The sequence below is a fragment of the Caulobacter sp. 05L422 genome (assembly GCF_056397765.1).
Map to the genome: position 1 here is coordinate 45,475 of NZ_JBFTOB010000005.1, position 21,585 is coordinate 67,059.

Below are 21,585 nucleotides of genomic sequence, written 5' to 3' on the forward strand. Positions count from 1 at the left end.
TTCCCCTCGGGGAGACGAAATCAGCTTTTGTCGACGCGCGCGTCGGCAGGTTCGACCAAGCGCGGACGAAGCTCCGCGAGCAGCGCCTCGGCTTCCTCGCGCTCTTCCTCGCTGATGAATTCGTGGCCAACCGCGATCGCCAGACATCTCTGCGCCGCGACGACGGAGCGGCGAACACCGACGCCGTCCAGATAGCATTTGGCCAGGTCCAGGTGAGGTGAGCCGTCGCCCGCCAAGGCCGCGCGCTCGAACCAGCGAAACATCGCGCGGTGATCGCCACGCTCACGATAGAGGATCGCGATGTTGTTGGCCGCTATGGTGCACCGGTTGCGCCACGCCATCCGATAGCAGCGCATCGCCTCGACCTTGTCGATCGGCGTTCCGATCCCGACATCGAACATGTAGCCGAGGTGGGTCCAGCAGTTGTCGTCACCCAGGGCGGCGCCTTCGCGAAAATAGGCTTGGGCGCGCGCGAAGTCGCCGGCCTCTTCGGCGGCGTATCCCTGCAGAAAGAGCAAGGTGGTGTCGACCACGGTCGATCGCGGCCTAGATCGGCCGGCCGGTGATCTTCCAGATCAGCGGGCGCGAGACGCTCATCGCCAGGATGATCGGGGCCAGCAGGACGGCGATCACGTAGCGCTGGACGGTGTCGGCCCGCTTGATGAAGTAGCGCGACAGGCCCACGCCCTTGTGGAACTCGACCTTCAGCGGGTGCTCCAGGCTGGTGTGGCCCAGGTGGATCACCTGGGCGGCCGGCTGGAACAGCACCTCGCCGCCGGACTGGCGGGCGCGCCAGCACAGGTCGATGTCCTCGACGTGAAGGAAGTAGCCTTCGTCGAAGCCGCCCAGCAGGTCGAAGTCCTGGCGGCGCAGGGCGAAGCAGGCGCCGGAGATGGTCGGCATCGGGATCGGCGCGTCCGGCGTCGGCTCGCGTTCGCGGTGGATCTCGAACTTCGACAGCCCTGGGAACCGCGAGGTCAGGTGGCCGAAGCTGAGCAGGGTGGTGACCGGCGTGACCTCGCCGCGACGGCCGCCGCGCTGTTCGGTGCCGTCGGTGTTCATCACCCGCGCGCCCACCACCGTGGGCACCGGCTGGCCTTCGAAGGCCCCGACGAGGGCCGCGACGCAGCCCTGCTGCAGGTTGGCGTCCGGATTGAGGAAGATGATGTATTCGCCGCGCGCGGTCTCGGCGCCCATGTTGGCGCCGCGCGCGAAGCCGACATTGCCATGGCCCTGCTGCAGCACGATCCTCGGCTCGGTCCGGCCCAGGGCCCGCAGCCGCTCGGCCTCGTCGGCCGGAGAGCCGTTGTCGACGATGACGAACTCTTCGACCAGCGGCTCGGCCAGGACGTGCAGGATGCTTTCGACCAGCGCTTCTCCCGTCTGGTAGACGACCATGACGACCGAGACGCGCGGCCGGACCGGCCGCGCACCCGAAACGAAGGTCGAACGAGAGGGGAGAATACTGTTCATCAGGCCTGCGCCAACTCCGCGGGCGCCGCCGCAGCGCGATCACGGGCGAGGTCCGGCGGGGTCGCTTCCTCGGTCAACGCGCGCACGGCGTCCTCCAGCGACAACACCTTCTGCCCTTCGCCGCCGAGGCGGCGCAGAGCGACTTCTCCGTTTTCGGCTTCCTTACGCCCGACCACTGCAATCACCGGAACCTTCGCAAGGCTGTGCTCACGAATCTTGTAGTTGATCTTCTCGTTTCTGAAGTCGACCTCTGCGCGAATACCGGCGGAAGTCAATCGCTCAGCCACACGTTGTGCGTAGTCGTCGGCGTCGGAGGTGATCGTCGCCACCACGACCTGAACCGGCGCCAGCCAGAGGGGCAGGTGGCCGGCGTAGTTTTCCAGCAGAATGCCGATGAAACGCTCGAACGAGCCCAGGATCGCCCGGTGCAGCATGACCGGACGCTTCTTGGAGCCGTCCTCGGCCACGTACTCGGCGTCGAGGCGCTCGGGCAGGACGAAGTCCAGCTGCAGCGTGCCGCACTGCCAGACCCGGCCGATGGCGTCCTTCAGCGAGAATTCCAGCTTCGGGCCGTAGAAGGCGCCTTCGCCTTCCTGCAGCACCAGGGTTTCGCCCGCCGCCTCGGCCGCCGCGGACAGGGCGGATTCGGCCTTGTCCCAGACCGCGTCGTCGCCCGCCCGCAACTCCGGACGCGTCGAGAACTTGGTGTCGGCCAGATGCATGCCGAGGTCGCTATAGACGCTGCGCAACAGTTCGATGAAGCGGGCGGATTCCTCCGTGACCTGCTCTTCTCGGCAGAAGATGTGGGCGTCGTCCTGGGTGAAGGCGCGCACCCGCATGATGCCGTGCATGGCGCCCGACGGCTCGTAGCGGTGGCACGCGCCGAACTCGGCCATGCGCAGCGGCAGCTCGCGATAGCTCTTCTGGCCGACGTTGAAGATCTGGATGTGGCCGGGGCAGTTCATCGGCTTGACGGCCAGGACCTCGCCCTCGGCGCTCTCGCACATGAACATGGCGTGGCCGAACTTCTCGGCGTGACCCGAGCGCTCCCACAGGCTCTTGTCGAGGATCTGGGGCGTCTTGACCTCGCGATAGCCGGCCGCGTCCAGCCGGCGGCGCATATAGGCCTCCAGCGCGAGATACAGCGTCCAGCCCTTGGGGTGCCAGAACACCATGCCCTTGCCCTCTTCCTGGATGTGGAAGAGGTCCATCGTCTTGCCCAGCTTGCGGTGGTCGCGCCGCTCGGCTTCCTCGATGCGCTTCAGATGCTCCTCGAGATCGGCTTCGCTGGCCCAGGACGTGCCGTAGATGCGCTGCAGCTGGGCGTTGTTCTGGTCGCCGCGCCAATAGGCGCCGGCCAGCTTCGTCAGCTTGAAGGCCTTGCCCACCGCCTTGGTCGACGGAAGGTGGGGCCCGCGGCACAGGTCCTTCCACTTCTCGCCCTGGTGATAGACCGTGATCGTGTCGCTGACCGGCAGGTCACGGATGATCTGGGCCTTGTAGCTTTCGCCCATGGCCTCGAAGTCGGCGATGGCGGCGTCGCGGTCGACTTCCTCGCGGCGGATCTTCTCGTCGCGGTCGACGATCTGGCGCATGCGCTCTTCGATCTTCGGCAGGTCGTCCAGGCTGAACGGCTCGTCTCGGGCGAAGTCGTAATAGAAGCCGTCCTCGACGTTCGGGCCGATCGTCACCTGGGTGCCGGGGAACAGTTCCTGCACGGCCTCGGCCAGCACGTGGGCGGTGTCGTGGCGGATCACCTCCAGCGCGTCGGGCGACTCACGCGTGATGATCTCGAACTTGTTGCCGCCGCCCAGCAGGTCGGGCGTCAGCGGACGATCCAGGTCCAGAAGCGTGCCGTCCAACTTGATCAGCAGCGCCTTCTTTTCCAGGGATTTGGAGATCGAGGCGGCCACGTCGCGGCCCGTCGAACCGTCAGCGTACTGGCGGGCCGAGCCGTCGGGGAAAATCAGGTCGATCATTCTTCACATTTCCACTTGCGCGGCTCGCGGGGCGGAGGCGGCGGGTCGTACCCTGAGCCACCTAACGGATTGCAGCGGCAAATCCGTCCCACCGCGAGCCAGGACCCCTTCAGGGGCCCGTGATCCTTGAGCGCCTGTGCCGCGTATTCCGAGCAGGTCGGCAAATACCGGCACTGACGCCCGATGAAGGGCGAGAGCGTCGTCTTGTAGGCCCGCAGGCCCAGGTCGACGGTGCGTTCGTAGAGTGTCATGCCGGCGCTTTCGCGAACGGAGTCGAGGACTTATCGACTAGCGAAAAGTCCCGATCAAGCGGCGCCGACGCGGCTAGTTCGGGTTTGGGTCGCCCCTGTGGCCTTGCGGACAGCCTCGACCGCGGCTTCGAACGCTAAAAGCGTCGAGGCGTGACGGGCGGGATAGTCCTTGACCGGCTCCAGCACGGCGAGCTCCGAAAATCGGCCCTGGGGAGGCGGGCCGCCTGACTTGAGCATAGACTGCAAGGCGTCGCGGGCCAACTCGATCTCGGAAAGATCCGCCCCGACCACCTGGGCGCCGAGGATCGCGGCCGAGGCCTGGCCCAGGGCGCAGGCGGCCACGTCCTGGGCGAAGTCGGCGACCTTGCCGTCCTGGACCGTCACGTCGACCACGATCCGGCTGCCGCACAGCTTGGCGGTCTTCTCGGCGCTGGCGTCGGGCGCGGCCAGGCGTCCGGCCCGGGGCATGTTGGCCACCAGGCCCAGGATGCGGGCCGAATAGAGGTCGTCGATCATGGGACCTATGTGGGGTTCTTCAGGCGTTGCGACCAGATGGTCTCGGCGCGCGTCTTCACCGCCTCGCCCATCAGGGTGAAGGCCCCGCGCAGGCGGCGGCGCTCCTCGCGGCCGACCAGGCGGACCAGCGGCCCCATGAACAGCTCGCCGTTCGAGAAGGTGGCGTTGTTCGGGCCCATGTTCTCGATCTCGAGATAGCGGATCGCGGTCACGAAGCCGCCCAGCCGGCTGGTGCGCCAGTGCAGCTGCTCGAAGGGCACCCAGTCCTGGACGATCGGCGTCAGCGTGGTCACCGGGCCGTCGGCGATCGGCACAAGGTCGACGACCAGGTTGGTGCCGATGCGCATCTCACCCTCGATGCGGGGGTGGACCGGATTCCAGTCCTTCCAGGTCGTGAAGTCGGCGATCACGTCCCAGACGACTTCGGCGGGGGCCTGCACCCCGGTGCGGTGTTCTACGGCGCGTTGCATGGGCGTCGCTCTAGCACTTTCATTCTGAAAAACCCAAGCCGCTGGCCTTCTGGAAGACCGGCAGATCGAGGGAGGGCGGGTCGATCCCGGCCTGGCTGAGCAGGCCGTGGACCTGACCCCGGTGATGGGTCTGGTGGTTGAAGATGTGGGCCAGGGCGGCCCACAGCGGCTGGGTCACCACCGCCCCGTCGGCGATCCGCGTCCAGCGGAAGTCGCCGGCCAGCTGCGCGTCGGTCAGGGCGGCGACGTGGCCGGACAGGGCCGCGTCCTCGTGGACCCGCGCCTCGCGCAGGGTCGCCAGGTCGTGGAAGATCACCGCGTCCAGCCCGTGCGGCGGCAGGGTCTCGCCGCGCAGCCGGGCCAGCCACATGCGATCGGTGACGATCAGGTGGTTCAGCGCGCCGTGGATCGAACCGAAGAACGCGCCGCGCTCGGCCTTGTAGTCCGCCTCGTCCAGCATGGCGCAGGCCGCGTGGATGCGGTGGTTGGCCCAGGCGTTGTAGCCGGCGAACATCTGGAAATAGGCGCGCATGACCTAGCACTCCGGGACAAGCGGATTATGCGTGTAATTTAGTCGCGAACCAATCCCCCATCCACGACCAGGTTCTGGCCGGTGACCGACCGGCTCCAGGGCGAGGCGAAGAACAGCACCGCATCGGCGAACTCGGCCGGGGTCGTCACCCGGCGCAGCGGCGTCGATTGGGCGATCAGGTCGAAGATCGCCTCGGGCGTGGCGGCGCTGGCGTCGGTGGTGCGCAACAGGCCGCCCGACAGCATGTTGACCGTGATCCCCGACGGCCCCAGGTCGGCGGCTGCGGTGCGGGTCAGCGACAGCAGGGCGGCCTTGGCGGCGGTGTAGTCGTGATAGGGCACCACCGGGTTCTGGAACAGGTTGGTGCCGATGTTGATCACCCGGCCGAAGCCGGCGGCTTCCATGGCCGGCGCCGTGGCCTGGATCAGGTTCAGGGATCCGCGCAGCGACACGTCCAGCTGGCTCTGGAAGTCCTCCCAGGGGATCGACTGGATGGTGTGGCGGCCGTCGCCGTTGAAGCTGAAGTCGCCCAGGGCGTTGTTGACCACCGTGGTCACGTGGCTGCCGAAATGCTCGGCCGCGTCGTTGACCAGGCGGCGAGCTTCCTCGCGGTCGCTGACGTCGGCCTGGAGGGCCACGGCGCGGTCCCCCAGCTCCTCGGCGAGCGCCAGGGCGGCGGCTTCGCTGCGGCGGTAATTGATCACCACGCACGCGCCCTGGTCGGCGAAGGCCCGGGCGATGGCGGCGCCCAGGCCCCGGCCGGCGCCGGAGACCAGGACGATCTGCTGATCGAGCTTCATGCTCAGTCCTTCATGCGCCAGGTGGCGCCGGCGGGACCGTCCATGACCACCACGCCCAAACCGTCCAGCTCGGCGCGGATGGCGTCGGCGGCGGTCCAGTCCTTGGCGGTGCGGGCCTCGACCCGGCGCTTGAGCAGGTCTTCCACCTTGGCCTTCAGGTCGTCGTCGGCGTCGCCCTCGAACCAGGCGTCCGGATCGGCCTGCAGGAAGCCCAGCAGTCCGGCCGAGGCCAGGAGCCGGCCCTTGTTGGCCGTGATCGCCGGCTCGTCGCCGGCCGTCACCGCCCGCTCGATGGCGCTGGACAGCTCGAAGAAGCCCGACACCGCCAGCGGCGTGTTCAGGTCGTCCGTCAGGGCGGCCATCACCTCGTCCGAGGGCTCGGACTCGCCGGCCTCGACGCTCTTGGCGCGGCGCAGGGCGCCGTACAGGCGGTCCAGGGCCTTCTTGCTCTGCTCGACCAGCTCCGGCGTCCAGTCCAGCGGCTGGCGGTAGTGGCCCGACAGCAGCGCCCAGCGGATCACCTCGCCCGGCGTGGTCTTCAGCAGCTCGTGCGGGATGATCACGTTGCCCAGGCTCTTGGACATCTTCTCCCCCGACATGTCGAGGAAGCCGTTGTGCAGCCAGTAGTTCGCCAGCACCGGCTGGTCATGGGCGCAGCGGCTCTGGGCCAACTCGTTCTCGTGGTGCGGGAAGGTCAGGTCGATGCCGCCGCCGTGGATGTCGATGGTCCGGCCCAACTGCTTGTCGATCATCGCCGAGCACTCGATGTGCCAGCCCGGACGGCCCGCGCCCCAGGGGCTGTCCCACTCGGGTTCGTTCTCCTTGGACGGCTTCCACAGCACGAAGTCGGCGGGGTGGCGCTTGTAGGGCGCGACCTCGACCCGCGCCCCGGCGATCATGTCGTCCAGGTCGCGGCCCGACAGCGCGCCGTAGTCGGCGAAGCTCTGGGTGTCGAACAGCACGTGGCCCTCGGCGGCGTAGGCCTTGCCGTTGTCGACCAGCTTGCCGATCATCTCGACGATCGGACCCATGTGCTCGGTGGCCTTGGGCTCCAGGCTGGGCGACAGGGTCAGCAGGGCCGCGGCGTCCTGGTGGTAGGCGGCCAGGTAACGGTCGGTGATCACCTTGATCTCGACGCCCTCGGCCGTGGCCTTGGCGTTGATCTTGTCGTCCACGTCGGTGACGTTGCGGGCATAGACCACCGCGTCCTCGCCATAGGCGTGGCGCAGCAGGCGGAACAGCACGTCGAACACCACCACCGGCCGGAAGTTGCCGATGTGGGCGTGGTTGTAGACCGTCGGCCCGCAGACATACATCGTCACCCGGCTCGGATCGGCGGGAACGAAGTCGCGCTTCTCGCGCGCCATGGTGTCGTACAGCTTGATGGTCATGGGGAGAGAGCGGCCTGACGTCGCGGGAGTGTTGCGGGGATACGGATTGGCCCCATATAACGAGAGCACGCGCGCACGACCACGATTGATTAGGTCAATGTGCGCGACGGGTGGCACGCGTAATTCCAGGACGAAAGGCGTCCTGGCGCAACTCAGCCCGTGGAAAGACCTTCCTCAGACATGGACGCACTGACCCGCGAGCGAACCCTGATCGGTCTCGACAACGACACCGGCCTTGATCTTGAACCCGCCCAGCGCCCCACCCGAGACGAGGCCATGGCCGCCGTCCGGACCCTGCTGGCCTGGGCCGGCGACAACCCCGACCGCGAAGGCCTGCTCGACACGCCGCAGCGTGTGGTCGACGCCTATGGCGAGTGGTTCGCCGGCTATCACGGCGATCCGGCGCAGGAGCTGAGCCGCACCTTCGAGGACGTGCAGGGCTATGACGACATGGTCATGCTGCGCGGCATCGACGTGCAGAGCCACTGCGAACACCACATGGCGCCGTTCCTGGGCAAGGCCTGGGTGGCCTACATGCCGACTGGCAAGGTCGTGGGCCTGTCCAAGCTGGCGCGCCTGGTCGAGATCTTCGCCAAGCGTCTCCAGACCCAGGAGACCATGACCATGCAGGTCGCCGACGCCATCGAGGACCACCTCAGCGCCGCCGGCGTGGCCGTGCTGATCGACGCCGAGCACCAGTGCATGTGCACCCGCGGCGTCCACCACCACGACGTTTCGACGATCACCACCCAGTTCCGCGGCGTGTTCAAGACCGACAAGGTCCTGCAGCAGCGCTTCATGGACCTGGTGACGCGGAAATAGCGTTCACGCCGTGCGTCCTTCGAGGCCCGCTGCGCGGGCGCCTCAGGATGAGGAGCTATTGCTGATTTCCTCTTCCTGAGGTGCGAGCCATAAGGCGAGCCTCGAAGGACGCACGGCGTTTCCGTGGGGGCGTAAAGATGTTGAAGACGTGTCTGGCGGCTCTGGCCGTCGCGATGACGGCGAGCATGACCATGGCGGAAACTCCTAAGGCTCCCTGGGACTCGGAAATCCTTCCGCCCGCCCTGGCTTGGCGCGGCGCCAGCGAAAAGCTGATCGCCAAGCCGTCCGATCCCTGGATCACGCCGTCGGAGCTGACCGGCCTGACCGCCTCGCCGAACTACGAAGAGACCCGCGCCTGGCTGGAAAAGCTGGCCGCGGCCTCGCCGCTGATCCGCATGGAGACCTTTGGCAAATCGCCCGAGGGCCGCGACCTGCTGGTGCTGTACGTCTCCAAGGACGGCGAAAAGTTCGATCCCAAAAAGCCCGTGCTGCTGGTCCAGGCCGGCATCCATCCGGGCGAGATCGACGGCAAGGACGCCGGCATGATGCTGCTGCGCGACATGACGTTCCACGGCAAGGACAAGCTGCTGGACGGCGTGAACCTGGTCTTCGTGCCGATCTTCAGCGTCGATGGCCACGAGCGCGCCTCGCCCTACAGCCGCCCCAACCAGCGCGGCCCGGCGATCCAGGGCTGGCGGCACACGGCCCAGAACCTCAATCTGAACCGCGACTACGGCAAGCTGGACGCGCCGGAAATGCGGGCGATGATCACGCTGATCGATCGCGTGAAGCCCGACCTCTACATGGACATCCACGTCACCGACGGCGAGGACTACCAGTACGACGTCACCTACGGCTGGGCCGGCTACCAGGGCGATTTCGCGCGCTCCAAGGCCACCAGCGCCTGGCTGGACAAGACCTACCTGCCGGCCACCTCGGCGGGCCTGAAGGCGGCGGGGCACATCCCCGGCCAGTTGGTCTTCGCCCTTGACGACCGCGACCCCAAGAAGGGGCTCGGCGCCTCGCCGGCGTCGCTGCGCTACTCCAACGGCTACGGCGACGCGGCCCATATCGCCACGGTGCTGGTCGAGAACCATTCGCTGAAACCCTACCGGCAGCGGGTGCTGGGCACCTACGTCCTGCTGGAGGAGACCCTGAAGGTGCTGGCCAAGGACGGCGCCGCCCTGCGCGCCGCCGAGGAGAAGGACCGCGCAGAGCGCCCCGCCGTGATCAAGGCCAATTTCGGGACCAGCTTCGGGGGCGGCGGCAAGGCGCTGCACACCGTCAGCTTCCTGGGCGTGCAGTACGAGACCTACGACTCCCCCGCCTCGGGCGGCAAGGAGGTGCGCTGGCTGGGCAAGCCCGATCCCAAGCCCTGGTCGCTGCCGCTCTACACCAGCGAGCCGGCGCTCGACCTGACCCCGGCCAAGGCCTACTGGATCTCGTCGGCCAAGCCCGACGTGATCGAGCGCCTGCGCGTCCACGGCGTGGCGATGGAGACCCTGGCGGCGCCGAAGACGGTGTCGGTCGACATGATCCGCTTCACCGCGCCGAAGATCGCCACCCGCGCCAGCGAGGGCCATGTCGAGATCGCCGCCGGGCCGGTCACCCACGAGACCCGCACGGTGACCTTCCCGGCCGGCTCGGTGCGCATTTCCACTGATCAGCCGCTGGGCGAGATGGTGACCCTGCTGCTGGAGCCGGAAAGCGACGAGAGCTTCTTCGCCTGGGGCATGTTCCCCGAGGTGCTGCAGCGCGTCGAATACATCGAGGGCTACGCCATCGCCCCCCTGGCCGAGAAGATGCTGGCCGCCGATCCTGCGCTGAAGGCCGAGTTCGAGGCCAAGCTGGCGGCGGACCCGAAGTTCGCGGCCGATCCAGACGCCCGCCTGGGCTGGTTCTACGCGCGCACGCCGTATTACGACGACCACTACAAGCTCTATCCGGTCGGCCGGGAGCTGTAAGCCAATGGTCTGGGGTCACGTCGACAGCTGGCGCGACGCCGCCCAGGGGTTGGGTCTCGACCTCGAAGGGCCGATGGAGCTCATTCTGGCCACGGGCGTCATGCGGGTCGATCTGCTGGTCCGGGACTTCGGCGCCCCCAGGGGAACAGCCATCGTTTCGGACTACGACGCGATCGAGCCGCATGGCGAAGCGTTGCGCGCCGCAGGCTACACCGCCTCTTCATTCCGGCCGCCTGCGGCCGGAATCCAGCTTTCGAGGCAAGACCTCATCGAGCTCCTCGCGGACTGGACCTGGACAGGCGCGCCGGAACGGCGGCCGGCGTGGCTCCCCGCCCCTTAGTCGCCTCCCCGACGATCCGGCTTGCCAGCTCTCGCGAACGCTGAACCTTATGCGGCCCACGTTCGACCAGTTTCACGAGTGACTACCGATGGACACCATCGCCTCCGGACACGCCGCCGCCCTGTGGGTGGGGTTGCACGTCCTGCTCCTGCTGACCCTGTCGCTGCTGGTCGTGCGCCTGCGGCAGAAGCATAAGGTCGCTCTTGGCGATGAAGGCATTCCGGAGTTGGCCCGCGCCATCCGCGCCTTCGGCAACGCCAGCGAGTACATCCCCGTCGGCCTGGCGGCGATCATCGTCCTGGCCCTGGTCGGCGCTCCGCCGCTGGCCATCCACGTGGTGGGGCTGGTGCTGTTCGCCGGCCGACTGATCCACGCCGTGGGCCTGTCCAACAGCGGCGGCGCCTCGATCCCGCGCGCCTTGGGCATGATCTGCACCTGGCTGGCCTACATCTTCGGCGCGGTGGCGCTGCTGTTCTACGCGATTGGCTAGGTCTTTTTCGAGCAAACTGGACCTCTACTCGCGCTAGGAAAGCGCGCAGGGATTTCTCGAGCCCACTCTGGAGCCGAGAGCCAAGATGCGTGTATTCCGACCCTTCCGCCCGTTGCTGCTTGGCCTGGCGCTCGCCTTGCCCCCCGCCGCCGGGTTCGCCCGCGCCGAGCCGCCGGCCGCCGCCGCGCCGGCGCCTCGCCCTGACGGCCAGCACGATTTCGACTTCGAGTTCGGCGACTGGACCACGCACATCCGGCGTCTGGAGCGCCCCCTGACCGGCTCGACCAGCTGGGTCGAATACGACGGCAGTTCGATCGTCCGGAAGGTCTGGGGCGGCCAGGCCAACCTCGGCGAGATCGACGTCAGCGGCCCGGCCGGCCGCATCCAGGGCCTGAGCCTACGGCTCTACGATCCGGCGACCCGCCAATGGTTCATCCGCTTCGCCAACGGCCGGGACGGTGACCTGGGCGTTCCGATGGTCGGCGGCTTCAGGGACGGTCGCGGCGAGTTCTACAACCAGGAAACCCTGGGCGGTCGGTCGATCTTCGTCCGCTTCATCTTTTCCGACGTGACCGACAGGACCTTCGCCCTGGAGCAGGCGTTCTCGGCCGACGGCGGCAAGACCTGGGAGGCCAACTGGATCGCCACCTTCAGGAAAGTTCAGTCGAAGGCCTGATCCAGGATGGCGGCGGGGGCGGCTCAAACCCGCCTTGCCCCCGCCCCGCCGCCTCGTCCATAAGACCGCATGGACGAAAATCTGTTGCATGACGTGCTCGCCGCCGCGCGAACCGCTGGCGCCGACGCCGCCGAAGCCGTGTTCGCGCAGCGCCAATCCCTTTCCGTCAGCGTCCGCCTGGGCGAGCTGGAGGAGGTCGAGCGCGAGGAGTCCCGCGACATCGGCCTGCGGGTGTTCGTCGGCAAGCAGAGCGCCACGGTGTCGGGCTCGGACATCTCGGCCGAGGGCCGCGCCAAGCTGATCGACCGGGCCGTGGCCATGGCCCGCCTGGCCCCCGAGGATCCCTACGCCGCCCTGGCCCCGGCCGAGCGCCTGGCGCGCGGTCCGTTCCGCGACCTGGACCTCTACGACCCGACCGAGCCCTCGGCCGAGACCCTGGAGGCCCAGGCCCGCGAGGCCGAGGCCGCCGCCCGCGCCGTCGAGGGCGTGACCAATTCCGACGGCGGCTCGTCGTCATGGAGCGCCTCGACCTGGCGGCTGGTCACCAGCGAGGGCTTTTCCGGCCTGCACCAGGCCAGCGGCTTCGGCGTCTCGGCCTCGGCCATCGCCGGCGAGGGCGCGGGCATGGAGCGCGGCGGCGAAGGCCGCTCGACCCGCCACGCCGCCGACCTGCCGACCCCGCAAAGCATCGGCGCCAAGGCCGGCGCGCAGGCGGTCTCCAAGCTGAACCCCCGCAAGCTGGACTCGACCACCGCCCCGGTGATCTTCGAGAACCGCCTGGCCATGTCGCTGATCAGCCCGCTGATCGGCGCGATCTCGGGCCCGTCGATCGCCCGGGGGACCTCGTTCCTGAAGGACAAGCTGGGCCAGCGGATCTTCGCCAAGGGCGTGCGCCTGCTGGACGACCCGTTCCGCCTGCGCGGCCTGGGCTCGGCCCCGTTCGACGACGAGGGCGTGGCCTGCCAGGAACGCGCCCTGATCGACGACGGCGTGCTGACCACCTGGCTGATGAACATCAGCTCGGCCAAGCAGCTGGGCCTGGAGAGCACCGGCCACGCCTCGCGCGGCCTGGCCGGCCCGTCGGGCGTCTCGACCCATAACCTGACGATGCAGCCGGGCGAGCGCGATCTGGCCGGCCTGATGGCCGACGCCGGGACGGGCCTGCTGGTGACCTCGATGTTCGGCCCCTCGCTGAACGGCAACACCGGCGACTGGTCGGTGGGCTGCTCGGGCTTCTGGTTCGAGAACGGCGTCTCGACCGGTCCCGTCACCGAGATCACCGTGGCCGGCAACCTGATCGACATCTACGCCCGCCTGGTCCCCGGTTCGGACCTGGAGCTGCGCGGGGCCAGCAACAGTCCGTCCCTGCTGGTCGACGCCCTGGCGATCGCCGGAAAATGACCGATCTGGACCTGATCCTCGCCGCGGCGCGCGAAGCCGGAGCCCTGGCGCTCTCGGCCCGCGAGGGCGGACTGAAGATCTGGTCCAAGGACGGCGGCTCGCCGGTCACCGACGCCGACCTGGCGGTCGACACGCTGCTGAAGACGACCCTCGGCGCGGCCCGCCCCGACTATGGCTGGCTGTCGGAAGAGACGGCCGACGCCCCGGCGCGCCTGGCCACGCCGCGCCAGTTCGTGGTCGACCCGATCGACGGCACCGTGGCCTTCATGAAGGGCAAGCCCTGGTTCGCCGTGTCGATCGCCGTGGTCGAGAACGGCCGCCCCATCGCCGGCGTGGTCCATGCCCCGGCCCTGGACGAGACCTATGTCGCCACCCTGGGCGGCGGCGCGAGCCTCAACGGGACGGCGATCAGCCCCAGCGACACCGAGGACCTCGAGGACGCCGCCATGCTCGGCGACGCCAAGATGTTCGTGCATCCCGCCTGGGTGACCCCCTGGCCGCCGATGCGGGTGGAGAGCCGCAACTCGATCGCCTACCGCCTGTGCCTGGTGGCCGCCGGAGCCTTCGACGCGGCCGTCGCCCTGTCGCCCAAGAACGAGTGGGACCTGGCCGCCGCCGACCTGATCTGCGCCGAGGCCGGGGCGGTGCTGACGGACCACAAGGGTCGCGGCTTCACCTACAATCGGGCAAATCCGCTGCTTCCGAGCGTCGTTTGCGCCAATAAGGCGCTTCACCCGTTGATCCTGTCACGCGTCGGGCATATCGACCTGCCGCAACGATAACTTCCGCGCAGGAAATTCCACGCCATGAGCGACAAGCAGCTTCTTCACCTCGTGATCGGCGGTGAACTGAAGAACGTTTCCGATATCGAGTTCCGCGACCTGAGCCAGGTCGAGTTCGTCGGCGCCTACGCCAACTACGGCGACGCCCACAAGGCCTGGAAGGCCAAGGCCCAGGCCACGGTCGACAACGCCCACGCGCGGTACTTCATCATCCACGCCCACAAGCTGCTGGATCCCAGCCTGGACTAAGGCTTGAGCGGCGGGGACTTGCCCCATACGGACCGCTTCGCGGTCGTCTTCCCCCATAGGGGGAAGAGGTCGCGCGCTTACTACCCTCCGCCCCCTATGGGGGCGGACAGGCGGCGAAGCCGCCAGGTGGGGGCAAGTGGGAGAGCCACCTATTCCCGCCGCAAGATCCCTTCCGTCACGATCCCGCCGATCATCCCGGCCCGGAAGTCGGCCTTGATCTTCACGGGGTCGTAGTCGGGGCTCTCCACCCACTGGGTGAAGGTCAGGCCCTTGGGGGCTGCGTCCTTCAGGTAGCGCTCGAAGGTGTAGTCCAGCACGCCGGTCTTGCCCTGCTTGATGTGCAGGTACTTGAACGACAGCTGCTCCAAGGCCTCCTCGATCGGCAGGCCCAGGCGGTAGTGGGCGTAGAGCACGCTCATGATGCCGGCCCGGTCCGCGCCGGACTTGCAGTGCATCAGGGCCGGATATTCGATGCTCTCGAACAGGTCGCGGGCGCCCAGCACCCGTTCCTTGATCGGCACCTCGCGCGAGGTGATCACGAAGTCGACCATCTTCAGGCCGACCTTCTCGCAGGCGTATTTCTCCAGCGCGTAGAAGCTGCCGTCGAACCCGCCGCGCAGGTTGATGACGGTCTTGACGCCCTTCTTCTTCCACTCGGCCAGCTGGTGCGGCCACGGCTGGTTGGTGCGCACCAGCTCGGGGCTGATCCAGTGGTCGTTCTTGAAGCCCAGGCGCAGATAGGCGTGGTCGTTCCACAGGTACGAGAGGTAGGTCTTGAACCGCCCCCAGCGGGTCGTGGTGTCATAGCCGGGCAAGGGATGGTCCTTCGGTGAAGAGGCGTAATTAGGCGCCACAGCCCTGTAATGCAAAAGCCACAGCGCCGCACCCCCGCCGCAATGACAACCCATAGCCGAGCTTGACAGCGCCACCCCGAAATCCGACCCCTGCCTCCATGACCGATCCCGCCGCGCCGCAAGTGACCAACCGCGCCCTCGCCGCGCGGATCTGGCGCGAGTACCTCAAGCCCCGCAAGAACAGGCTGGCGGTGGCGCTGCTCAGCGCCGCGCTCATCGCTGGCCTGAGCGCCGCCCTGATCGAGGTGCTCAAGCCGGCCGTCGACCAGTTGATCACCCATCCCGTGCCCGGCGCCCTGGTGCGCATCCCGTTGCTGATCGCCGCGATCGCCATCGCCCGCGGCCTGTTCCAGGTGCTGCAGACGACCTCGATCAACCGCATCGGCAACGCCGTGGTCGGCGACATGCAGGTGCGGCTGTTCGGCAAGCTGGTGCGCTCGGACCTGGCCCGCCTGCGCGGCGCCCATTCCGGCTCCTACGTCTCGTCGATGCTCTACGACGCCACCCTGATCCGCGAGGCGGCGACCAGCGGCGTGGTCAACTACACCCGCGAATTCCTGACCGTGATCGGCGCGCTGACCGTGATGTTCCGGCTGGACTGGATGCTGGCGACCGGCGTCCTGGTCATCGCCCCTGTCGCCAGCCTGTTCATCCGCCGGTTCTCCAGGAAGACGACCAAGGCCGCCAAGGGGGCCATGGGCGAGACCTCGAACCTGTCGACCGCGATCATGGAGAGCCTGGACGGCGTCAAGATCGTCAAGATGGAGAACCGCGAGGCCTATGAGGAGGGCCGCGTGGCCGTGGTGGTCGAGCGCCGCCAGCGCCACCTGATCAAGGGCTCCAACGCCAAGGCGATGGCCGCGCCGGCCACCGAGACCTTCGGGGCCTTGGTCACGGCGGGCGTCTTCGCCTATGCCGGCTGGCGGGCGGGCACGGGCGGCATGACCGCCGGGGTGTTCACGGCCTTCATCGGCGCTCTGGCCATGGCCCTCCAGTCCCTCCGGCAGGTCGCCAACCTGCAGACCGTGTTCAGCGAAGGCCTGACGGCCGCCCGCCGCCTGTTCGAGCAACTGGACGTCGAGGCCGCCATCGTCGACCCCGCCGACGCCAAGGCCCTGCCGGCCGGCGAGGCGACCATCGCCTTCGACGGCGTCAGCTTCGCCTATGGCGACAACGCCCCGGCCCTGTCCGACGTCAGCCTGACCGCCTGCCGGGGCGAGACCGTCGCCCTGGTCGGCCCCTCGGGCGGCGGCAAGAGCTCGATCCTCAACCTGATCCCGCGCTTCTACGACGTGACCGCCGGGTCGGTGACCATCGACGGCCATGACGTGCGCAGCGTGACCCTGGCGTCCTTGCGCGACCGCATCGCCCTGGTCACCCAGGAGCCGTTCCTGTTCGACGACACCATCCGCGCCAACATCGCCTACGCCCGGCCCAGCGCCGCCGAGGACGAGATCGAGGCGGCGGCCCGCCAGGCGGCGGCGCACGACTTCATTGGCGAGCTGCCGCTGGGCTACGACACGATCGTCGGCGAGGCCGGCACGCGGCTGTCGGGCGGCCAGCGCCAGCGCATCGCCATCGCCCGCGCCTTCCTCAAGGACGCCCCGATCCTGCTGCTGGACGAGGCCACCAGCGCCCTGGACACCGAGAGCGAGGCCCAGGTCCAGGCGGCGCTGGAACGGCTGATGGCCGGCCGCACCACCATCGTCATCGCCCACCGCCTGTCGACCGTGAAGGACGCCGACCGCATCTATGTGATCGACAGGGGCCGGGTGGTCGAGACCGGGACCCACGCCTCGCTGGTCCGCCACAAGGGCCTCTACGCCCGCCTGGCCAAGGCCCAGGACCTGGATCAACTGCCGGAGACCCCTTCGGAGATCGGCGCTTGAGGCCCCTGCGTTCGCCCTGGGTCATGATCCTGATGACCAACCTGATGGTCGGCTATCTGCGCCTGGTCTACGCCACCCTGCGCTGGACCCGCGAAGGCCAGGAGCACGCCCAGGCGGTGTGGGCGCAAAGCCTGCGCGACAAGTCCGGCGCGATCCTGGCCCTGTGGCATTCGCGCGTGCCGGTCGGGCCGACGACCTGGCCCCAGGGCCCGGACAAGCCGGAAATCCGCGTGCTGGTCTCGCAGTCGCGCGACGGCGAGTTCATCGCCCGCACGATCAGCAAGCTGGGCCTGCCCTCGATCCGCGGCTCGTCGGTCAAGAAGACCGACACCGCAAAAAACAAGGGCGGCGAGCAGGCCTTCCGCGACATGGTCAAGTGGGTGCGCGACGGCGGGGCCATGGCCATCACGCCCGACGGCCCGCGCGGTCCGGTCGAGGAAATGCAGAAGGGCGCCCTGGCCCTGGCCCGGATGACCGGCGCGCCCGTGCTGTTCGTCGGCGTGGCCATGAAGCCGTGCATCCGCCTCAACACCTGGGACCGCACCATCATCCCCCTGCCCTTCGCCAAGGCCGCCATGGTCTGGGACGAGCCGGTGGTCATGGCCCGCGACGACGACCCCGACGTGCTGGTCCAGACCTGGGCCGCGCGGCTGTCGGCCGTGAACCGGCGGGCCGAGGCGATCGTGGGCGAGACGCAGCCGGTCTAGGGACCGCACGTCCAGCGGCCGGCGATGGTCCGGCTGGCGCCGTCGGCGCGGTCGTAGGTCAGGGTCGCGGGACGCGGCGGAGACTCGCCGCCGCCCATGGCCGGCCCGGTGAGCGTGATGCGGATCGTCTTGCCGGCTCCGGTGAAGACCACGCCCTTCAGCATGCCGTCGAAACCGCCCGGCGCGGCCACCCGCTCGACATAGTTCCCCACCTTGACCACGCCCTGAGCGGCCTCCTTCGACGCGACGTTCCCCTGGGCGAACAGCAGCGGCGCGGCGTCCCCGGTGGCGAAGCTGCACGCCAGCTCGCCCTGCAACGGCTCGGCCTGCAGGTCGGCGGAGGCCAGGGGCGAAAGCTGGATCGCCGAGCCGTCGCCTCCGACGGTCGGACTTTCGGTCGGGCTTTCCGCCGGCGCGCTGGGCTCGGCGGCCACCGGCGCGGAGCGCGGCGGCGACGCCGCCGGCGTCCTGACTTCGGTCGGACCGGGAGCCGGCGCCGGATCTGAAGCGCTCGGCTCGGAGCAGGCCGTCAGGACACAGGCGGCGAGCAAAGCCGCCCATGCCGCGGGTCGCTCGTGAAGTCGGATCATGTCGCGCGCTCTCCCATCGCCAGGACTACGCCCCACCTTTATCGCGGTTCCGCGACGAAAGCGCCGCGCCTGAAGGCTGGGAAGTTGATCCGTCCCGCCCTTGGTGGGAGAAGACCCCATGCCGCACGATCACGACCACAAGCACGACCATGATCACCACGGCCATGGCCACGATCATGACCATGGTCACGCGCACGGCCACGACCACCATCACCACCACGGTCCCGGCGGCCACAGCCACGCGCCCAAGGACTTCGGCAAGGCCTTCGCGATCGGCGCGGCGCTGAACATCGGCTTCGTCGCGGCCGAGACCGTCGCCGGCCTGATGACCCATTCGCTGGCCCTGCTGGCCGACGCCGGCCACAATCTTTCCGACGTGCTGGGCCTGTTCATGGCCTGGGGCGCGGTGATCCTGGCCAAGAAGGCGCCGGGCGGCCGCCACACCTACGGCCTGCGCAAGGGCACGATCCTGGCCTCGCTGACGAACGCCGTGGTGCTGCTGGTGGCGATCGGGGCCATCGCCTGGGAGGCCGTGCGCCGCTTCGCCGATCCGCAGCCGATCGAGACCGGGCCGGTCATGATCGTCGCGGGCATCGGCATCGTCATCAACACCGCCACGGCCCTGATGTTCATGAAGGGCTCCAAGGACGACCTGAACATCCGCGGGGCCTTCCTGCACATGGCCGCCGACGCCGCCATCTCGGCCGGGGTGGTGGTGGCCGCCGCCGCCATGTGGTTCACCGGCTGGCTGTGGCTGGACCCGGTGGTCAGCCTGGCCATCGTGGCGGTGATCGTTCTGGGCACCTGGGGCCTGCTGCGCGACTCGCTGGACCTGGCCCTGGACGCAGCGCCGCGCGGCATCGACCCCAAGGCGGTCAAGACCTGGCTGGCCGAACGTCCCGGCGTCACCGAGGTGCACGACCTGCACATCTGGGCGATGAGCACCACCGAGACGGCCATGACCGCTCACCTGGTCCGTCCCGAAAACCCCGACAACGACCAGTTCCTGCACGACATCTGCGGCGAGATGGCCAAGCGGTTCAAGATCGGCCACGTCACCATCCAGGTCGAGTCGGGCGGCGTCGCCACCTGCCACCTGGCCGGCGCGGACGCGGTGTGAGCCTTCCCCTGTCCTTGCAGCTCTATCGCGCGGCGACCACCGCGCTGGAGCCGTTCGCGCCCCTGCTGCTGGACCGTCGCGCCAAGGCCGGCAAGGAGGACCGCGCGCGGCTGCACGAGCGGCTGGCCCGGCCGACGACCGCGCGTCCTGAAGGCCGTCTGATCTGGCTGCACGGGGCCAGCGTCGGCGAGAGCCTGTCGATCCTGCCCCTGGTCGAGCGCCTGCGGGCCGAGCGTCCCGACGTCGGGGTGCTGGTGACCTCGGGCACCGTCACCTCGGCCGAGCTCCTGGCCCGCCGCCTGCCCGCTGGTGCGATCCACCAGTTCCTGCCGGTCGACACGCCCGGCGGCGCCCGGCGGTTCCTCGATCACTGGCGGCCGGACCTGGCGGTTTTCGTCGAAAGCGAGCTGTGGCCCAACCTGCTGCTGACCGCCAAGGCGCGCGGCGTGAAGCTGGCCCTGGTCTCGGCCAAGCTGTCGGACAAGAGCTATGCCGGCTGGCAGGCCCGGCCGTTCGCGGCCTGGGAGCTGTTCAGCGGCTTCGACCTGATCCTGGCCCAGGACGGCCGGGCCGCCGACCGCCTGACCGCCCTGGGCGGGACCGTGGCCGGCGAGGCCGACCTGAAGTTCGGCTCGGACCCTCTGCCGGTCGACGAGGCGGCGCTCGCCGGCCTGCGCGCGCGGCTCGGCGACCGGCCGATGTTGCTGGCCGCCAGCACCCATCCGGGCGAGGACGAGATCGTCCTGGACGCCTGGCGCGCCCTGGACGCCAATAAAGATTACGGGCGACCGCGCCTGGTGATCGTCCCGCGTCATCCCGAACGCGGCCCGTCCATCGTCGACCTGGCCCAGGCGACCGGCGCCACGGTCAGCCTGCGCAGCCGGGAGCCCGACGCCTCCACCGAGGTCATCGTCGCCGACACCCTGGGCGAACTCGGCCTCTGGTACCGGCTGGCCGACCTGGCCCTGGTGGCCGGCAGCCTGGTGGCGGGGATCGGCGGCCACAATCCGCTGGAGCCGGCGCGGCTGGACTGCCCGATCGTCTCGGGCCCCCACGTCGAGAACTGGCTGACCGCCTATGCCGACCTGCGCGACGCCGAGGGCGTGGCCTTCGCCGACGCCCCGGTGCTGGGCGCGCGCCTGGCCGACCTGCTGGCCGGGCCGGAGATGCTGAAGCTGCGGGCGGTCCGCGCCCGAGCCTTCGTCGCCCGGCGCGACACCGAGGCCCGCACCGGCCTTGACCGCATCCTCGATCTGCTGGACGCGGAGATCGGGGCATGAAGCTGGCCACGCCGCGCTGGTGGTACCGCCGTGAAGGCGCGCCCAGCCCCCTCACACGCCTGTTGCTGACCCCGCTGTCGTGGATCTGGGCCGCCCAGACCGCCCGGCGCATCGCCCGCACCCAGCCGCGCGGCGCCGACTGCGCGGTGATCTGCGTGGGCAATTTCACGGTCGGCGGGGTGGGCAAGACGCCGATCGTCCGCGAACTGCTGCTGACCCTGACCCAGCGCGGCCGCCGCGCCCACGGCCTGTCGCGCGGCTATGGCGGCAAGCTGAAGGGCCCTGTTCGGGTCGACGTGGCGCGCCACACCGCCAAGGACGTCGGCGACGAGCCGCTGATGCTGGCCCAGGACTTTCCGATGTGGGTGTCGCGCGACCGGGTGCTGGGGGCCCGCAAGGCCGCGGCGACCGGCGCCGAGGTGGTGGTCATGGACGACGGCCACCAGAACCCCGACCTGCGCAAGACCCTGTCGCTGGTGGTGGTCGACGGCGAGACCCGCGACGACGAGTGGCCGTTCGGCGACGGCAAGGTGTTCCCGGCCGGGCCGATGCGCGAGCCGTTGAAGGTCAGCCTGGCGCGCACCGACGCGGTGATCGTCCTGCTGCCCGACGACCTGCCGGCCGCCGATCCCGCGCTGCTGGCCCTGTTCGGCGACACCCCGGTGCTGATCGCCCGGCTGGAGCCCGCCGCCCCGCCGCCCAAGGGCCGCCAGGTCGGCTTCGCCGGCATCGGAAAACCCTGGAAGGTCGAGCGCGCCCTGCAGGCCGCCGGCTGCCACCTGGTCGACTTCGCGCCCTATCCGGATCACGGCGAATACGACGAGGCGACGCTGAACTTCCTGTGGGACCGGGCCCAGGCCTATAGCGCCGGGCTGGTCACGACCGAGAAGGACTGGGTGCGGTTGCCGCAGGAATGGCGCGACAAGGTCACGGCGTGGCCGGTGCGGGCGCGGTTCGAGGAAGAGGACGTGCTGGCGGCGGTGTTGGAGTCGGTGGGGCTGTAGCTCAC

At 69.1% G+C, this 21,585-nt stretch carries 24 protein-coding genes; 13 read left to right on the forward strand and 11 right to left on the reverse strand.

Translation table 11 applies throughout. The features are described 5' to 3' along the window. Positions 1 to 20: 20 nt before the first annotated feature. Genes AC1DMQ_RS06660 through cysS form a run of 9 tightly spaced genes read right to left on the reverse strand, consistent with a single transcriptional unit; the run spans position 21 to position 7,412 of the window. Positions 21 to 533 carry a tetratricopeptide repeat protein gene (locus tag AC1DMQ_RS06660; RefSeq protein ID WP_477032763.1) on the reverse strand — a complete coding sequence of 171 codons (513 nt, stop codon included), beginning with the start codon at positions 531 to 533 and terminating at the stop codon, positions 21 to 23. Between the two features lie 13 nt (positions 534 to 546). Next, on the reverse strand, positions 547 to 1,473 hold the full coding sequence (locus tag AC1DMQ_RS06665; protein ID WP_477032764.1) for a glycosyltransferase family 2 protein: 927 nt from the start codon (positions 1,471 to 1,473) through the stop codon (positions 547 to 549). Beyond that, entirely contained in the window at positions 1,473 to 3,452 is a 1,980-nt protein-coding gene (gene thrS, locus AC1DMQ_RS06670) for a threonine--tRNA ligase (protein WP_477032765.1), read from the reverse strand. Before thrS ends, AC1DMQ_RS06665 begins: the two co-directional genes overlap by 1 nt. Next, a complete protein-coding gene (gene yidD, locus AC1DMQ_RS06675; protein ID WP_477032766.1) occupies positions 3,449 to 3,703 on the reverse strand; it encodes a membrane protein insertion efficiency factor YidD in 255 nt (84 codons plus the stop codon). Before yidD ends, thrS begins: the two co-directional genes overlap by 4 nt. A gap of 54 nt (positions 3,704 to 3,757) precedes the next feature. Beyond that, complete coding sequence (locus AC1DMQ_RS06680) at positions 3,758 to 4,219, reverse strand: iron-sulfur cluster assembly scaffold protein (RefSeq protein WP_477032767.1); 462 nt, start codon at positions 4,217 to 4,219, stop codon at positions 3,758 to 3,760. A 5-nt stretch (positions 4,220 to 4,224) separates the two neighbouring features. Continuing rightward, positions 4,225 to 4,689, reverse strand: a complete 465-nt coding sequence (locus AC1DMQ_RS06685; protein ID WP_477032768.1) for an SRPBCC family protein — start codon at positions 4,687 to 4,689, stop codon at positions 4,225 to 4,227. A 19-nt stretch (positions 4,690 to 4,708) separates the two neighbouring features. Continuing rightward, the gene (locus tag AC1DMQ_RS06690) at positions 4,709 to 5,221 is read right to left on the reverse strand and encodes a DinB family protein (protein WP_477032769.1); all 513 of its coding nucleotides are present in this window, start codon (positions 5,219 to 5,221) and stop codon (positions 4,709 to 4,711) included. A gap of 38 nt (positions 5,222 to 5,259) precedes the next feature. Continuing rightward, positions 5,260 to 6,021, reverse strand: coding sequence for a 3-oxoacyl-ACP reductase (locus AC1DMQ_RS06695; protein WP_477032770.1), 762 nt, complete (start codon positions 6,019 to 6,021; stop codon positions 5,260 to 5,262). A gap of 2 nt (positions 6,022 to 6,023) precedes the next feature. Continuing rightward, on the reverse strand, positions 6,024 to 7,412 hold the full coding sequence (cysS, locus tag AC1DMQ_RS06700; protein ID WP_477032771.1) for a cysteine--tRNA ligase: 1,389 nt from the start codon (positions 7,410 to 7,412) through the stop codon (positions 6,024 to 6,026). Between the two features lie 180 nt (positions 7,413 to 7,592). Here cysS and folE point away from each other — a divergent pair, with 180 nt between their 5' ends. From folE to AC1DMQ_RS06740, 8 genes are all read left to right on the forward strand, one after another. Next, positions 7,593 to 8,234 carry a GTP cyclohydrolase I FolE gene (gene folE / locus AC1DMQ_RS06705; protein ID WP_477032772.1) on the forward strand — a complete coding sequence of 214 codons (642 nt, stop codon included), beginning with the start codon at positions 7,593 to 7,595 and terminating at the stop codon, positions 8,232 to 8,234. A gap of 137 nt (positions 8,235 to 8,371) precedes the next feature. After that, entirely contained in the window at positions 8,372 to 10,198 is a 1,827-nt protein-coding gene (locus AC1DMQ_RS06710) for a M14 family metallopeptidase (protein ID WP_477032773.1), read from the forward strand. 4 nt (positions 10,199 to 10,202) lie between these two features. Further along, entirely contained in the window at positions 10,203 to 10,538 is a 336-nt protein-coding gene (locus tag AC1DMQ_RS06715; protein ID WP_477032774.1) for a hypothetical protein, read from the forward strand. A gap of 88 nt (positions 10,539 to 10,626) precedes the next feature. Then, positions 10,627 to 11,028: an MAPEG family protein gene (locus tag AC1DMQ_RS06720; RefSeq protein WP_477032775.1), complete on the forward strand. Its 402-nt coding sequence runs from the start codon at positions 10,627 to 10,629 to the stop codon at positions 11,026 to 11,028. An 85-nt stretch (positions 11,029 to 11,113) separates the two neighbouring features. After that, positions 11,114 to 11,704 (forward strand): hypothetical protein, encoded by a 591-nt coding sequence (locus tag AC1DMQ_RS06725; protein WP_477032776.1) that lies wholly within the window; start codon positions 11,114 to 11,116, stop codon positions 11,702 to 11,704. 69 nt (positions 11,705 to 11,773) lie between these two features. Further along, positions 11,774 to 13,105, forward strand: coding sequence for a TldD/PmbA family protein (locus tag AC1DMQ_RS06730; RefSeq protein WP_477032777.1), 1,332 nt, complete (start codon positions 11,774 to 11,776; stop codon positions 13,103 to 13,105). Continuing rightward, positions 13,102 to 13,887 carry a 3'(2'),5'-bisphosphate nucleotidase CysQ gene (locus AC1DMQ_RS06735; protein ID WP_477032778.1) on the forward strand — a complete coding sequence of 262 codons (786 nt, stop codon included), beginning with the start codon at positions 13,102 to 13,104 and terminating at the stop codon, positions 13,885 to 13,887. Before AC1DMQ_RS06730 ends, AC1DMQ_RS06735 begins: the two co-directional genes overlap by 4 nt. A 24-nt stretch (positions 13,888 to 13,911) precedes the next feature. Then, entirely contained in the window at positions 13,912 to 14,136 is a 225-nt protein-coding gene (locus tag AC1DMQ_RS06740) for a DUF4170 domain-containing protein (RefSeq protein ID WP_477032779.1), read from the forward strand. Positions 14,137 to 14,285: 149 nt separating this feature from the next. On the opposite strand, the gene AC1DMQ_RS06745 is transcribed toward AC1DMQ_RS06740, so the two are convergent. After that, positions 14,286 to 14,951, reverse strand: a complete 666-nt coding sequence (locus AC1DMQ_RS06745; protein ID WP_477032780.1) for a protein tyrosine phosphatase family protein — start codon at positions 14,949 to 14,951, stop codon at positions 14,286 to 14,288. Between the two features lie 137 nt (positions 14,952 to 15,088). Between AC1DMQ_RS06745 and AC1DMQ_RS06750 the strand changes: the two genes are divergently transcribed. Both AC1DMQ_RS06750 and AC1DMQ_RS06755 read left to right on the forward strand, forming a co-directional pair. Then, positions 15,089 to 16,879 carry an ABC transporter ATP-binding protein gene (locus AC1DMQ_RS06750; RefSeq protein ID WP_477032781.1) on the forward strand — a complete coding sequence of 597 codons (1,791 nt, stop codon included), beginning with the start codon at positions 15,089 to 15,091 and terminating at the stop codon, positions 16,877 to 16,879. Further along, positions 16,876 to 17,586, forward strand: a complete 711-nt coding sequence (locus AC1DMQ_RS06755; RefSeq protein ID WP_477032782.1) for a lysophospholipid acyltransferase family protein — start codon at positions 16,876 to 16,878, stop codon at positions 17,584 to 17,586. The genes AC1DMQ_RS06750 and AC1DMQ_RS06755 overlap by 4 nt, the downstream gene beginning before the upstream one ends. Here the strand turns inward: AC1DMQ_RS06755 and AC1DMQ_RS06760 are convergent. Further along, positions 17,583 to 18,176 (reverse strand): hypothetical protein, encoded by a 594-nt coding sequence (locus AC1DMQ_RS06760; protein ID WP_477032783.1) that lies wholly within the window; start codon positions 18,174 to 18,176, stop codon positions 17,583 to 17,585. The two genes, AC1DMQ_RS06755 and AC1DMQ_RS06760, sit on opposite strands and share 4 nt — an antisense overlap. Before the next feature lie 118 nt (positions 18,177 to 18,294). Between AC1DMQ_RS06760 and AC1DMQ_RS06765 the strand changes: the two genes are divergently transcribed. Genes AC1DMQ_RS06765 through lpxK form a run of 3 tightly spaced genes read left to right on the forward strand, consistent with a single transcriptional unit; the run spans position 18,295 to position 21,580 of the window. After that, positions 18,295 to 19,296 carry a cation diffusion facilitator family transporter gene (locus AC1DMQ_RS06765; RefSeq protein ID WP_477032784.1) on the forward strand — a complete coding sequence of 334 codons (1,002 nt, stop codon included), beginning with the start codon at positions 18,295 to 18,297 and terminating at the stop codon, positions 19,294 to 19,296. Next, positions 19,293 to 20,576, forward strand: coding sequence for a 3-deoxy-D-manno-octulosonic acid transferase (locus tag AC1DMQ_RS06770; protein WP_477032785.1), 1,284 nt, complete (start codon positions 19,293 to 19,295; stop codon positions 20,574 to 20,576). The genes AC1DMQ_RS06765 and AC1DMQ_RS06770 overlap by 4 nt, the downstream gene beginning before the upstream one ends. Continuing rightward, a complete protein-coding gene (gene lpxK, locus AC1DMQ_RS06775) occupies positions 20,573 to 21,580 on the forward strand; it encodes a tetraacyldisaccharide 4'-kinase (protein ID WP_477032786.1) in 1,008 nt (335 codons plus the stop codon). The genes AC1DMQ_RS06770 and lpxK overlap by 4 nt, the downstream gene beginning before the upstream one ends. The last annotated feature ends 5 nt before the right edge of the window (positions 21,581 to 21,585 follow it).